We start from the raw sequence: 13,076 nt of genomic DNA, 5'->3' as shown, positions 1-13,076 counted from the left end.
TCGCTGAATTCAGAGGCGTAATCACCCATGTCCATTCTCGTCGACAAGAACACCAAGGTGCTGGTGCAGGGCCTGACCGGCAAGACCGGCACGTTCCATACCGAACAGGCGCTGGCCTATCACGGCACCAAGATGGTGGGCGGCATCCATCCCAAGAAAGGTGGCGAGACCTGGACGGGCTCGAAAGGCGAGAGCCTCCCGATTTACGCCACTGTCGCCGAAGGCAAGGAAAAGACAGGCGCCAACGCCTCCGTCATCTACGTGCCGCCGGCGGGCGCCGCGGAAGCCATCATCGAGGCGATCGAGGCGGAGATCCCGCTGATCGTCTGCATCACCGAAGGCATTCCGGTGATGGACATGATCAAGGTCAAGGCGCGGCTCGATCGCTCGGCCTCGCGACTGATCGGACCGAACTGCCCGGGCGTGCTTACCCCTGACGAATGCAAGATCGGCATCATGCCCGGGAACATCTTCCGCAAGGGCTCGGTCGGCGTTGTTTCGCGCTCGGGAACACTTACCTATGAGGCTGTGTTCCAGACCACCAATGTCGGCCTCGGCCAGACCACTGCCGTTGGCATCGGCGGCGACCCCGTCAAGGGCACCGAGTTCATCGACATGCTCGAGATGTTCCTGGCTGATGAAGAGACCAAGTCGATCATCATGATCGGCGAGATCGGCGGTTCGGCCGAGGAAGACGCCGCGCAGTTTCTCAAGGACGAAGCCAAGCGTGGTCGCAAGAAGCCGATGGCCGGCTTCATCGCCGGGCGCACCGCGCCGGCGGGCCGCACAATGGGCCATGCCGGCGCGGTCATCTCCGGCGGCAAGGGCGGCGCGGAAGACAAGATCGCGGCGATGGAATCGGCCGGGATAAAAGTCTCGCCGTCGCCGGCACGGCTGGGCACGACGCTGGTCGAGGCGATCAAGGGTTAAGGCAGTAGTGAGTAGCAGGTAGTCAGTAGTGAAGAAGGGAAGAACGGGTGAGTAGCAGCTGAGCCGAAAATTCCATTCCACTCACTACCCGCTACTCACTATTCCCTCGAAAGGAGACGGAGCCAGGCTCCGCTGAAACGACATGGCAAGACAAGATCAGGCCAACGACCAATTTTCGCTTACCTCTTTCCTCTATGGCGGCAATGCCGATTACATCGACGCGCTCTACGCGGCGTATGAGGACGATCCCGCCTCGGTCAATCCCGAGTGGCAGGAGTTCTTCGCCGGGCTGAAGGACGATGCCGGCGATGTGCGCAGGAACGCCAAGGGCGCTTCGTGGGCGAAACCTTCCTGGCCGCTGCAGGCCAATGGCGAGCTGGTGTCGGCGCTGGACGGCAATTGGGGCATCGTCGAGAAGCACCTGGAAAAGAAGGTCAAGGACAAGGCCGTCACCAACGGTGTCGTGCTGTCCGACGCCGATGTGCACCAGGCGACACGCGATTCCGTGCGCGCCATCATGATGATCCGCGCCTTCCGCATGCGCGGCCATCTGCACGCCAATCTCGATCCGCTCGGCATCAACACGCTCGAGGATTACAACGAACTGTCGCCGGAGAATTACGGCTTCACCGAAGCCGACTACGACCGGCCGATCTTCCTCGACAATGTGCTAGGGCTCGAATTCGGCAGCATCCGGCAGATGCTGGAGATTCTCACCCGCACCTATTGTTCGACGCTCGGCGTCGAGTTCATGCATATTTCCGATCCCGAGGAAAAGGCCTGGATCCAGGCGCGTATCGAGGGCGCCGACAAGGAGATCTCGTTCACCGCCACCGGCAAGAAGGCGATCCTGCAGAAGCTGGTCGAGGCGGAAGGCTTCGAGCAGTTCATCGATGTCAAGTACAAGGGCACCAAGCGCTTCGGTCTCGACGGCGGTGAATCGCTGATCCCGGCGTTGGAGCAGATCGTCAAGCGCGGCGGCCAGCTCGGCATGAAGGAGATCGTGCTCGGCATGGCCCATCGCGGCCGCCTCAATGTGCTTTCTCAGGTTATGGCCAAGCCGCACCGAGCCATCTTCCACGAATTCAAGGGCGGCTCGGCGGCCCCCGACGAGGTCGAGGGCTCGGGCGACGTGAAGTACCATCTCGGTGCCTCGTCGGACCGCGAGTTCGATGGCAACAAGGTTCACCTGTCGCTGACGGCGAACCCGTCGCACCTGGAGATCGTCGATCCCGTGGTGATGGGCAAGGCGCGCGCCAAGCAGGATTCCCTGTTCGGCCGCGGCCGCGAGGAGATCGTGCCGCTGGAAGAGCGGGCCAAGGTGCTGCCGCTCTTGCTGCATGGCGACGCCGCCTTCGCCGGCCAGGGCGTGATCGCCGAGATCCTCGGCCTGTCGGGCCTGCGTGGCCACCGCGTCGCGGGCACGCTGCACTTCATCATCAACAACCAGATCGGCTTCACCACCAATCCGCGCTTCTCGCGCTCATCGCCCTATCCGTCCGATGTCGCCAAGATGATCGAGGCGCCGATCTTTCACGTCAATGGTGACGATCCGGAGGCTGTGGTGCACGCCACCAAGGTGGCGATCGAGTTCCGCATGAAATTCCACAAGCCGGTGGTCGTGGACATGTTCTGCTACCGCCGCTTCGGCCACAATGAGGGCGACGAGCCGGCCTTCACCCAGCCGCTGATGTACAGCAACATCCGCACCCACAAGACGACAGTGCAGATCTATGGCGATCGCCTGATCACCGAAGGGCACATCACCCAGGCCGAGCTCGATCAGATGAAGGCCGACTGGCGCGCGCATCTGGAAGCCGAATGGGAAGTCGGCCAGCACTACAAGCCAAACAAGGCCGACTGGCTCGACGGCGCCTGGTCAGGCCTGCGCACGGCCGACAACCAGGACGAGACAAGGCGCGGCAAGACCGCGGTACCGGTCAAGACACTGAAGGAAATCGGCAAGAAGCTGACCGAGGTGCCGAAGGGTTTCGAAGCGCACAAGACGATCATCCGCTTCCTCGAAAACCGGCGCCAGGCGATCGAGTCCGGTGAAGGCATCGACTGGTCGACGGCCGAGGCGCTGGCTTTCGGCGCGATCCTGCTCGACGGCAATCCGATCCGGCTTTCTGGCCAGGATTCCGAGCGCGGCACCTTCTCGCAGCGCCATTCCGTGCTTTACGACCAGCGCGACGAGACCCGCTACATCCCGCTCAACAATCTGTCGGCGGCGCAGGCCGGTTACGAAGTCATCAACTCGATGCTGTCGGAAGAAGCGGTGCTGGGCTTCGAATATGGCTACAGCCTGGCCGAGCCGAAGGCGCTGACGCTGTGGGAGGCGCAGTTCGGCGACTTCGCCAACGGAGCCCAGGTGGTGTTCGACCAGTTCATCTCGTCGGGCGAACGCAAGTGGCTCAGAATGTCTGGCCTCGTCTGCCTGCTGCCGCATGGCTATGAAGGCCAGGGCCCGGAACATTCTTCCGCCCGGCTGGAGCGCTTCCTGCAGCTCTGCGCCGAAGACAATATGCAAGTCGCCAACTGCACGACGCCGGCCAACTACTTCCACATCTTGCGCCGGCAGCTGAAGCGCGACTTCCGCAAGCCGCTGATCCTGATGACGCCGAAGTCGCTGCTGCGCCACAAGCGGGCGGTGTCGACGCTGCCGGAAATCTCGGGCGAAAGCTCGTTCCACCGGCTGCTGTGGGACGATGCCCAGCTGTTGCCCAACCAGGCGATCAAGCTGACCAAGGATTCCAAGATCCGCCGCGTCGTGCTGTGCTCGGGCAAGGTCTATTATGACCTCTATGAGGAGCGCGAGAAGCGCGGCATCAACGACATCTATTTGCTGCGCGTCGAACAGCTCTATCCGTTCCCGGCCAAGGCGCTGATCACCGAGCTGTCACGCTTCCGCAACGCCGAGATGGTGTGGTGCCAGGAGGAGCCCAAGAACATGGGTGCCTGGTCGTTCATCGATCCGTATCTGGAATGGGTGCTGGCGCATATCGACGCCAAGCATCAGCGGGTGCGCTACACCGGCCGTCCGGCGGCCGCGTCGCCGGCTACCGGGCTGATGTCGAAGCACCTCGCCCAGCTCGCCGCCTTGCTCGAAGACGCGCTCGGCGAATAAGCAGAACAGAACCGAAAGAACGGACAGGCACAATGGCTACCGAAATCCGCGTTCCCACACTCGGCGAATCCGTCACCGAAGCGACCGTCGGCAAATGGTTCAAGAAGGTCGGCGATGCCATTGCCGCGGACGAGCCGCTGGTCGAGCTCGAGACCGACAAGGTGACGATAGAGGTGCCCGCCGCCGCCGCCGGGACGCTCGGTGAGATTACAGTTGGGGAAGGCGAGACGGTCGGCGTCGGGGCCCTGCTCGGGTCGATTTCGGCCGGTGGCGCGGCTGGTCCCGCGACCAAGCCGCAAGCGGTCGCGCAGGCGTCCAGCCCTGACGCGGCATCCACCACCAAGCAGGCCGCGGCCGAGACCGCCAAGGTTGCCGGCGATGCCGGACCGGTCGAGCCGCGCACCATGCCGCCGGCGCCGGCGGCGGCAAAATTGATCGCCGAGAACAATCTGTCGGTCGACCAGCTCTCCGGCTCGGGCAAGCGGGGCCAGGTGCTGAAGGGCGACGTGCTGGATGCCATCTCCAAGGGTGCGCCGTCGCAGCCGGCCGAGACGCCAAAGGCAGCGCCGGCACCGATCGCGGTTCGGGCGCCGTCGTCGGGCGACGATGCTTCGCGCGAGGAGCGCGTGCGCATGACCAAGCTGCGCCAGACCATCGCGCGCCGCCTGAAGGAGGCGCAGTCTACCGCCGCCATGCTGACCACCTTCAACGAAGTCGACATGTCGGCGGTGATGGCGCTCAGGACCAAGTACAAGGACGTTTTCGAGAAGAAGCACGGCGTGAAGCTCGGTTTCATGGGCTTCTTCACCAAGGCCGTCACCCACGCGCTGAAGGAAATCCCCTCGGTCAATGCCGAGATCGACGGGACCGACATCATCTTCAAGAACTATGCCCATATCGGTGTCGCGGTCGGCACCGAAAAGGGTCTCGTGGTTCCGGTCGTGCGCGATGCCGACCAGATGTCGATCGCCGAGATCGAGAAGGATATCGGCCGGCTGGGCATCGCCGCGCGCGACGGCAAGCTGTCGGTCGCCGACATGCAGGGCGGCACCTTCACCATCTCCAATGGTGGCGTCTACGGGTCGCTGATGTCGACGCCCATCCTCAATGCGCCGCAGTCGGGCATTCTCGGCATGCACAAGATCCAGGACCGGCCGGTCGTGGTCGGCGGCCAGATCGTGATCCGGCCGATGATGTATCTGGCGCTCAGCTACGATCACCGCATCGTCGACGGCAAGGAAGCCGTGACCTTCCTGGTGCGGGTCAAGGAAAGCCTGGAGGATCCGGAACGGCTGGTGCTCGATCTCTGAGGCGGTCGGATGGCGGCTTGCGGCAAAGAGCGGCCAATGATGGCCCGTTTGCTTGGAGCCACCAAACCGGTTGTGTTGATGGCCGGAATCGTGATGGCTACCGCAGCCGCCCAGGCCGCCTGTCCAATCGAGCTTGCCGTCTATGGCGACGTCCAGAGTGGCGGCGAGATCGATTTTACCCCGACCGGCACATCGGCTGTTGTCACCAACACGTTCCGGCTGATCCTCGACAACAATGTGGTGCTGAACGGCATCGTCATGTGGACCGCGGATGTTGCGCGGCCGAACGGCGCGCTGATGTACAAGTGCCCGGAAGGCGACGTGACCGGCGAGGAGCTTGCCGCCTGCACGCTGTGGAACGGCGTCATCTACACGTCCGACGACAAGGGCACTGTCGGGCTTTTGCCGGCCGAGGGTGTCGAGGCGCCGAAGACGCTGATCCTGCCCGATCTCGGGCCGGTGCTTAGGCAACCCGGGCGTATGGCGGCGGCGGATTTTCGAAAGTGCCATCCGATGTGTTCGCGATGAAGGGATGCCAGGAATGAGCGCGACGCAAAAAGTGCTGCTGGTCACCGGCGGCGGCCGCGGCATCGGCGCCGCCATCTGCCGACTGGGATCGGAGGCGGGCTATCGCGTCGCGGTCAATTATGCCTCCAACAAGGCCGCCGCCGATGCGCTGGTCGCCGAGATCAGGAACGGCGGCGGCGAAGCCGTTGCCGTCAGGGGCGATGTCGGCAAGGAAACCGATATCGTGGCCATGTTCGGCGCCGTCGACCGCGCCTTTGGCCGCCTCGACGCCTTCGTCAACAATGCCGGCATCGTCGACGTCAAGGCGCGCGTCGACGAGATGGATGTTTCGCGGCTGGAACGCATGATGCGCATCAATGTCATCGGCTCGTTCCTGTGCGCCCGCGAGGCGGTCAAGCGCATGTCGAAGCGGCATGGCGGGTCGGGCGGTGCGATCGTCAACATCTCGTCGGCGGCGGCGACGCTAGGCTCGCCGGGCGAATATGTCGACTATGCCGCCTCCAAGGGCGCCATCGACACCTTCACCATCGGGCTTGCCCGCGAAGTGGCGCTGGAAGGCATTCGCGTCAATGCGGTGCGGCCGGGCATCATCGACACCGAGATCCACGCCTCCGGAGGCCAGCCGGACCGGATAGAGCGGGTCCGCGATCTGCTGCCGATGAAAAGGGCGGGCACGGCGGATGAAGTCGCCGGTGCGGTCCTCTATCTTTTATCCGATGCCGCGTCCTATACGACGGGCGCGATCCTGAATGTCAGCGGCGGCCGCTGAACCCCAAGCAAAGGGAAACAAACATGGCTTATGACGTGGTTATCATCGGCTCCGGACCGGGCGGCTATGTCTGCGCCATCAAGGCGTCACAGCTTGGGCTGAAGGTCGCGGTGGTCGAAAAGAACGCGACCTTCGGCGGCACCTGCCTCAACATCGGCTGCATCCCGTCCAAGGCGCTGCTTTATGCATCGGAAATGTTCGCCGAGGCCGGCCATTCCTTCGACACGCTCGGCGTCGAAATTCCGGCACCCAAGCTGAACCTGAAGAAAATGATGGCGCACAAGGATGCGACGGTGTCGTCCAACGTCAATGGCGTCGCCTTCCTGTTCAAGAAAAACAAGATCGATGCCTTCCGCGGCACCGGCAAGGTGGTCGCCGCAGGCAAGGTCTCGGTGACCGGCGAGGACGGCAAGGTCGAGGAGATCGAGACCAAGAACATCGTCATCGCCACCGGGTCCGATGTCGCCGGCATTCCCGGCGTCAAGGTCGACTTCGACGAGACGGTCATAGTTTCGTCGACGGGCGCTCTGTCATTGGAGAAGGTGCCGGGCCATCTGGTGGTAGTCGGCGGCGGTGTCATCGGCATCGAGCTCGGCTCGGTCTGGGCACGGCTCGGCGCCAAGGTCACTGTGGTCGAGTTCCTCGACACCATTTTGGGCGGCATGGACGGCGAGGTGTCGAAACAGTTCCAGCGGTTGCTCTCCAAGCAGGGCTTCGAGTTCAAGCTCGGCGCCAAGGTGACCGGCGTCGCCAAGGCCAAGAAAGGCGCGACCGTTACCTTCGAGCCCGTCAAGGGTGGCGCGGTCGAGACCATCGAGGCCGATGCCGTGCTGATCTCGACGGGACGCCGCGCCTTTTCGGACAGCCTCGGGCTGAAGGAAGCCGGCGTCGAGGTCGACGAGCGCGGCCGGGTCAAGACCGACGGGCATCTCAGGACCAGTGTTCCCGGGATCTACGCCATCGGCGACGTCATCGCCGGGCCGATGCTGGCGCACAAGGCCGAGGACGAGGGCGTGGCCGTGGCCGAGACCATCGCCGGCCAGGCCGGCCATGTGAACTATGACGTCATTCCGAGCGTCGTCTACACCAGTCCGGAGATCGCGTCGGTCGGCAAGACCGAGGAAGAGCTGAAGAAGGCCGGCATCGACTACAAGGTCGGCAAATTCCCCTTCACCGCCAATGGCCGCGCGCGCGCCATGCTGCATACCGACGGTTTCGTGAAGATCCTGGCTGACAAGCAGAGCGACCGCGTGCTCGGCGTCCATATCGTCGGCTTCGGCGCCGGTGAGATGATCCATGAGGCGGCGGTGCTGATGGAGTTCGGCGGCTCGTCGGAAGATCTGGCCCGCACCTGCCACGCCCATCCGACGATGTCGGAAGCGGTGAAGGAAGCGGCGCTGGCCACCTTCTTCAAGCCGATCCACATCTAAGGGTGCCCAACGCTTGGTCATACTATGGCGGAACAAGGAGCGAAGCGACGCGGCGTAGACCATAGGCTCCATGCCGTGACTTCAGAGCGCTCCTGCGGTGCGGAATTCTGGTCCGCTGCATTCCTCGGCCGAGGTCGCGGCATGGATCCTCGGGTCAAGCCCGAGGATGACGAACGCGCGGGGGTGGCTTGGCGCCAAAGACCCCCCAACGGTCATCACCCAAAACAAAACGGCCCGCCTTTCAGCGGGCCGTTCGCTTTTTTGATTCGAGCCGATCAGTTGGCCGGCGCAGGCGCTGGTGCGGGAGCCGGCGCTGGTGCAGGAGCCGGGGCGGGCGCAGGAGGCGGAGCTGGGGCGGGAGCAGGCGCTGGCTTGGCCGGTTCGGCGGGCTTCATCGGTTCAGCCGGCGCGGGCGCCGGAGCTGGTGTGCTGGCCGCTGGCGGTTCGGCGGGTGCCGGGTGCTCGCCACTTCTTCCGAAAACATAATACGCGACAATCGCCAGGATGACGACGACCAGTGCAATCAGCCAGGGGCTGCCGCCACCGCCGCTCGGCCGAGGGGCATTGGTGGTAGAATTGTACGGATCGTTTGGATTTGGTGTGTTCGCCATAAATGTGTCCTCCGGGAAAATGAAAAAGGTCAATCAACATCCATCAACGCGCAACCGTTGAATGGGTTTCACTCTAGCGGAGGAAAACGCCGGAAACGCAGCGTTTGCGTGCCTCCGCTGCCGTCCGACTCAATTGACGGCGGTGACAGTATAGCCGGCTTTGCGGAAATCCTCGACCAGTCCCTCTGGACCGGGCAGATGCAGCGCGCCGACCGCCATGAAGGCGTTGCCCTTGGCCAGGATCGGCTCGGCATGATCGACCATCACCTTGTTGCGGCTGGTGATCATGGTTTCCTCGAAGGCGGCGTAGCCCGCGGGGTCGTCCTGCTCCTCGGGCATGGCGGCGCGGAACAGCGGCCAGAACATGCCGGTGTCGCCACGCTGGTAAAGCACGATCATGGTCTCGTTGATGTCGTTGACCTTGTCGCCCAGCTTCAGCGTGTCGACCAGACCCTTCATGTGAAAGGCGAGCGGCAGCGAAGCCATGGCGCGCAGCTGGCTCTCGGCCGTTTCCAATCCTTCCACCGGCTTGCCGGCCGCCTTGGCGCTCTCCGCCAGCTTCACGTCGAGCACCGGCGCGCCGCTGGACTGGCGGGCGAGCTCGCAAGCCGGAAGCGCCATCATGGCCGACAGCATCCACGGCTTCATCTTGGCGACTGTCGCCGGCGGGATGCCGCGCGCGTCGAGCGCGGCGTTCATGGCCGCCGCTTCGTCCGGCGACAGCAGTGACGAAAGCGTCGTGGAGTCGGTGAACATCATCAGGTCCGGCTCCTTCAGCATCGCCGTCATCATCTTCTGCTTGTCGAGCACGTCGGTGGTCTCGATGATGAGGGTGCCGGCTGCATCGAAGGCCTTCTGCGCATAGGCCGGCAGCGTGGTGACGCGCGGATCGGTCATGTGCATGGTGCCGAACAGGTAGGATGGCTGTTCGCCTGACTTTTCCAGCTTCCACAGCAGCCCCTTGCCGTTCAGCGTGGCAGCCGCCTCGGCCTCGATTTTGCCGTAGGTGGCAGGGTTGTTCTTCTGCAAGGCGGACAGCATGTCGGCGCCGGTACAGGTCGGAATTTCCGCGTGCGCCCTGCCGACGGCGAACAGCAGGACAGCAAGGAAAGACAGGAAAAACAGCACGTTGAGCGCGACAAGCAGTTTCAGCGAGACGGAAGCCGCACGGTCGGCGATGGCAATGACACGTTTCATGGTCCCATTCCTAGGACTGAAAAGCGGCAAAACCGTTAATCGGGAGGGCAAAATTGAAGGGTTCATGCCCTGGGATGGGCCGATTCGTAAATTTCGAGCAGCCTTGCGGTGTCGACGCCGGTATAGATCTGCGTCGTTGACAGGCTGGCGTGGCCCAGGAGTTCCTGGATGGTGCGCAGATCGCCGCCTCGGCCGAGCAGATGGGTGGCGAAGGAATGGCGCAAGGCATGCGGCGTCGCCGTGTCCGGCAGGTTGAGCGCCGAACGCAGCTTCGCCATGTCACGCTGGATGATGGCCGGGTTGAGCGGGCCGCCGCGCGCGCCGCGAAACAGCAGGCCCTTCGGATCGAGCTGATAGGGGCAGAGCCGGCGGTATTCGGCGATCGCCCTGCGCGCCACCGGCAGTACCGGCACCAGCCGTGTCTTGCCGCCCTTGCCGGTGACGCGCAGGACGGTGTCGGCTTCCGACGCCAGGTCGGCGGCGGCGAGGCCAAGCGCTTCCGAAATGCGCAGGCCCGAGCCGTAAAGCAGCGTCAGCACGGCGGCGTTGCGGGCGGCGATCCAGGGTTCTTCCGCCAGTTGCCCCTCGACGGAGACCACGTGCCTGGCATCGCTCGCCGTCAGGGGCTTGGGCAGCGATTTGGGCTGGCGTGGCGCTCGCAAGGCCGCGGCACCAGCCGCATTGGCGAGGCCGCGCCGCTCAAGGAACCGCAGCAGTGAACGAATGCCGGCCAGGCCACGGCCAAGCGTGCGGGCGCCGGCGCCGGCATGGCGGCGGGCGGCGAGGAAGCCGCGCAGGTCGGCCGGGCGCAGGTCGGCGATATCTGAAATGCCGGGCGGTCCGCCGATATGGCCGGTGAGGAAGTGCAGGAACTGGCGTGAATCGCGCTCATACGCTTCGACGGTTGCCGGCGAGAGCCGGCGTTCCCGCGCCAGCATCTTCAGCCAGCTTTCGCGCGCGGCCTGGAGATCGGCTTTTGCCGGTATGAGGAATTCCTGCATGGGTTCTGTTCCGGTTCGGCGTCATTTTCCGGCAGCCGGGTTAGGAAGCCGTGAAGAGCCCGTTATTGAAATGACCGCGAGGCGGCGCTAGAGCAGGACAAAGGATTTTCGCCCATGAGCAAGCCGCAGAACCCCGTCCAGATGGCCGTAATCGGCGCCGCGCACGGCATCAAGGGCGAACTGAGGGTAAAAACGTTCACCGGCGAGCCAATGGCGTTGGCGGATTATGGGCCGCTCTACGCCAGGGATGGACGAGCCTTTCAGATAACCGACATAAGGCCTGCCAACACCGTTGTCGTGGTGCGGTTCAAGGGTGTCAGCGACCGCAATGCGGCCGAGGCGCTCGCCGGCACGGAGCTGTTCGTTGATCGCTCGATGCTGCCCGACGATGGCGAGGAGGACGAATTCTACCATGCCGACCTGATCGGGCTGGAGATCCGGGATGATACCGGCGCCGCCATCGGCAAGGTTGTCGCGGTGCACAATTTCGGCGGCGGCGACATTCTCGATGTGACGCTCGCCGGGCGCAAAGGTGTGCTGATCCCGTTCACGCAAGCCGCCGTGCCTGCCGTGTCGGTCGCCGAGGGCTTTGTCCGCGTCGACCCGGTGGCGGCTGGACTGGTCGAGGACGAGGACGGCGAGGCGTCGCGCGAGGAGGATTTCGACCCCAAGGGCCGGCCGCGCGGACCGCGCGACGCCGGGGGCAACCGGTGAGTTTTGCCGCGTCGGTGCTGACGCTCTATCCCGAAATGTTTCCGGGCGCGCTTGGCCTGTCGCTGGCCGGGCGGGCGCTGGAGGCGGGCACATGGTCGCTGGATGCTATACAGATCCGCGACTTCGCCGCCGACAAGCACCGCACCGTCGATGACACGCCGGCCGGCGGCGGCGCCGGCATGGTGATGCGCGCCGATGTCCTGGCGAAGGCGATCGACCATGCCTCGCCGGAGGGCGATTTGCGTCCGCGCCTGCTGATGAGCCCTCGCGGCAAACCACTGACGCAGGCTCGCGTGCGCGAACTCGCCGCCGGGCCCGGTGCCGTCATCCTGTGCGGCCGCTTCGAAGGCGTCGATCAGCGAGTGATCGATGCGCGGGGACTGGAGGAAGTCTCGATCGGCGATTTCATCCTGTCCGGTGGCGAGCCGGCGGCGCTGGTGCTGCTCGACGCCGTGGTGCGGCTGTTGCCCGGGGTGATGGGCAATGCGGTCTCCGGGGACGAAGAGAGTTTCGAAAACGGCCTGCTCGAACATCCGCACTACACGCGACCGCAGGAATTCGAGGGCCGGGAGATTCCCGAAGTGCTGATCTCCGGCAATCACAAGAAGATCGCCGCGTGGCGCCGAGCGCAGTCGGAGACGCTGACGAAAGAGCGGCGACCCGATCTGTTCGGCGATCAGCCTTTGCTGAAGTAGTAAAAAGCCAGAAACAGGCCGACGGCGATGACGAAGCCGCGCACCACGTTCTGCGGTACGCGCTTGGCGATCCAGACGCCGGCATAGCCGCCCAGCGCGCCGCCCGGGATCATGACGATCGCCTCCGGCCAGGCGACGACGCCGCCGGAGACGAAGACGATGATGGCGACCGCCGCGATGACCACGGCCAGCATGTTCTTCAGCGCGTTCAGCCGATGGTAGTCGCCGGCCTGGGTCAGGCCGAGGGTGGCCAGCATCATCACGCCCATGCCGGCGCCGAAGAAGCCGCCATAGATGGCGGTGACGAATTGCGCCAGCGAGCCGGCGAGCGAGCCGACAGCCGCTTCGTGTCCGGGTTTCGGCGCCGGCTTCAGCCAAGGCCCGGCGGCAAACAGTGCCGTCGCGCCCAAAAGCAGCCACGGCACCAAGACGCGAAAGGACGGATTGTCGAGCGCCAGCAGGATCAGGGCGCCGGCTAGCGCGCCGACGGCCGAGATCAGGCAGAGCAGCAGCGCGCCGCGCCAGAAGTGCCTGATGTCGGCCCAGTAGGCGAGGGTCGAGGTGATATAGCCGGGGAACTGGGTCACCGAGGAGGTGGCGTTGGCCACGATCGGGGGGACGCCGACCAGTGTCATGGCGCCGAAGGTGATGAAGGTGCCGCCGCCGGCGACCGCATTGGCGGCGCCTGACAGAAAGCCCGCCAGGAAGAGCAGGATGGCGTCGAAGACAGACATGGATGGCCGCCGTGAAGAAGTGTGCAATTC

At 64.5% G+C, this 13,076-nt stretch carries 10 protein-coding genes and 1 pseudogene; 8 read left to right on the top strand and 3 right to left on the bottom strand.

Translation table 11 applies throughout. From position 1 onward, the window contains the following. Positions 1-27: 27 nt before the first annotated feature. From sucD to lpdA, 6 genes and pseudogenes are all read left to right on the top strand, one after another. The gene (gene sucD / locus ACVWWD_RS07100) at positions 28-930 is read left to right on the top strand and encodes a succinate--CoA ligase subunit alpha (RefSeq protein ID WP_023775429.1); all 903 of its coding nucleotides are present in this window, start codon (positions 28-30) and stop codon (positions 928-930) included. A gap of 142 nt (positions 931-1,072) precedes the next feature. Further along, positions 1,073-4,057 (top strand): 2-oxoglutarate dehydrogenase E1 component, encoded by a 2,985-nt coding sequence (locus ACVWWD_RS07095; RefSeq protein ID WP_352549623.1) that lies wholly within the window; start codon positions 1,073-1,075, stop codon positions 4,055-4,057. A gap of 32 nt (positions 4,058-4,089) precedes the next feature. Continuing rightward, positions 4,090-5,367, top strand: a complete 1,278-nt coding sequence (odhB, locus tag ACVWWD_RS07090; protein WP_352549625.1) for a 2-oxoglutarate dehydrogenase complex dihydrolipoyllysine-residue succinyltransferase — start codon at positions 4,090-4,092, stop codon at positions 5,365-5,367. A 78-nt stretch (positions 5,368-5,445) separates the two neighbouring features. Next, positions 5,446-5,912, top strand: a pseudogene (locus ACVWWD_RS07085) (hypothetical protein). Continuing rightward, on the top strand, positions 5,909-6,664 hold the full coding sequence (locus tag ACVWWD_RS07080) for an SDR family oxidoreductase (RefSeq protein WP_352549627.1): 756 nt from the start codon (positions 5,909-5,911) through the stop codon (positions 6,662-6,664). Before ACVWWD_RS07085 ends, ACVWWD_RS07080 begins: the two are co-directional and overlap by 4 nt. A 23-nt stretch (positions 6,665-6,687) precedes the next feature. Beyond that, positions 6,688-8,094: a dihydrolipoyl dehydrogenase gene (gene lpdA / locus ACVWWD_RS07075; RefSeq protein WP_352549629.1), complete on the top strand. Its 1,407-nt coding sequence runs from the start codon at positions 6,688-6,690 to the stop codon at positions 8,092-8,094. Between the two features lie 740 nt (positions 8,095-8,834). Here the strand turns inward: lpdA and ACVWWD_RS07070 are convergent. After that, positions 8,835-9,902, bottom strand: coding sequence for a TraB/GumN family protein (locus tag ACVWWD_RS07070; protein ID WP_352549631.1), 1,068 nt, complete (start codon positions 9,900-9,902; stop codon positions 8,835-8,837). A gap of 62 nt (positions 9,903-9,964) precedes the next feature. Further along, entirely contained in the window at positions 9,965-10,903 is a 939-nt protein-coding gene (locus tag ACVWWD_RS07065; RefSeq protein WP_352573677.1) for a tyrosine recombinase XerC, read from the bottom strand. Positions 10,904-11,017: 114 nt separating this feature from the next. Here ACVWWD_RS07065 and rimM point away from each other — a divergent pair, with 114 nt between their 5' ends. Both rimM and trmD read left to right on the top strand, forming a co-directional pair. Beyond that, on the top strand, positions 11,018-11,617 hold the full coding sequence (gene rimM / locus ACVWWD_RS07060) for a ribosome maturation factor RimM (RefSeq protein WP_023771905.1): 600 nt from the start codon (positions 11,018-11,020) through the stop codon (positions 11,615-11,617). Further along, entirely contained in the window at positions 11,614-12,312 is a 699-nt protein-coding gene (gene trmD, locus ACVWWD_RS07055; RefSeq protein ID WP_023784130.1) for a tRNA (guanosine(37)-N1)-methyltransferase TrmD, read from the top strand. Before rimM ends, trmD begins: the two co-directional genes overlap by 4 nt. Here trmD and ACVWWD_RS07050 read toward each other — a convergent pair. Further along, complete coding sequence (locus tag ACVWWD_RS07050; RefSeq protein ID WP_023784131.1) at positions 12,294-13,046, bottom strand: sulfite exporter TauE/SafE family protein; 753 nt, start codon at positions 13,044-13,046, stop codon at positions 12,294-12,296. The two genes, trmD and ACVWWD_RS07050, sit on opposite strands and share 19 nt — an antisense overlap. Between the last annotated feature and the right edge of the window lie 30 nt (positions 13,047-13,076).

Source organism: Mesorhizobium sp. URHB0026, from assembly GCF_054059755.1.
This window is presented reverse-complemented; position numbering and strand designations above follow the sequence as displayed.

Excerpts from the sequence above, each read along its gene's own strand:
- sucD (WP_023775429.1), top strand. The coding sequence starts at position 28 with ATGTCCATTCTCGTCGACAAGAACACCAAGGTGCTGGTGCAGGGCCTG.
- ACVWWD_RS07095 (WP_352549623.1), top strand. The coding sequence starts at position 1,073 with ATGGCAAGACAAGATCAGGCCAACGACCAATTTTCGCTTACCTCTTTC.
- odhB (WP_352549625.1), top strand. The coding sequence starts at position 4,090 with ATGGCTACCGAAATCCGCGTTCCCACACTCGGCGAATCCGTCACCGAA.
- ACVWWD_RS07080 (WP_352549627.1), top strand. The coding sequence starts at position 5,909 with ATGAGCGCGACGCAAAAAGTGCTGCTGGTCACCGGCGGCGGCCGCGGC.
- lpdA (WP_352549629.1), top strand. The coding sequence starts at position 6,688 with ATGGCTTATGACGTGGTTATCATCGGCTCCGGACCGGGCGGCTATGTC.
- ACVWWD_RS07070 (WP_352549631.1), bottom strand. The coding sequence starts at position 9,902 with ATGAAACGTGTCATTGCCATCGCCGACCGTGCGGCTTCCGTCTCGCTG.
- ACVWWD_RS07065 (WP_352573677.1), bottom strand. The coding sequence starts at position 10,903 with ATGCAGGAATTCCTCATACCGGCAAAAGCCGATCTCCAGGCCGCGCGC.
- rimM (WP_023771905.1), top strand. The coding sequence starts at position 11,018 with ATGAGCAAGCCGCAGAACCCCGTCCAGATGGCCGTAATCGGCGCCGCG.
- ACVWWD_RS07050 (WP_023784131.1), bottom strand. The coding sequence starts at position 13,046 with ATGTCTGTCTTCGACGCCATCCTGCTCTTCCTGGCGGGCTTTCTGTCA.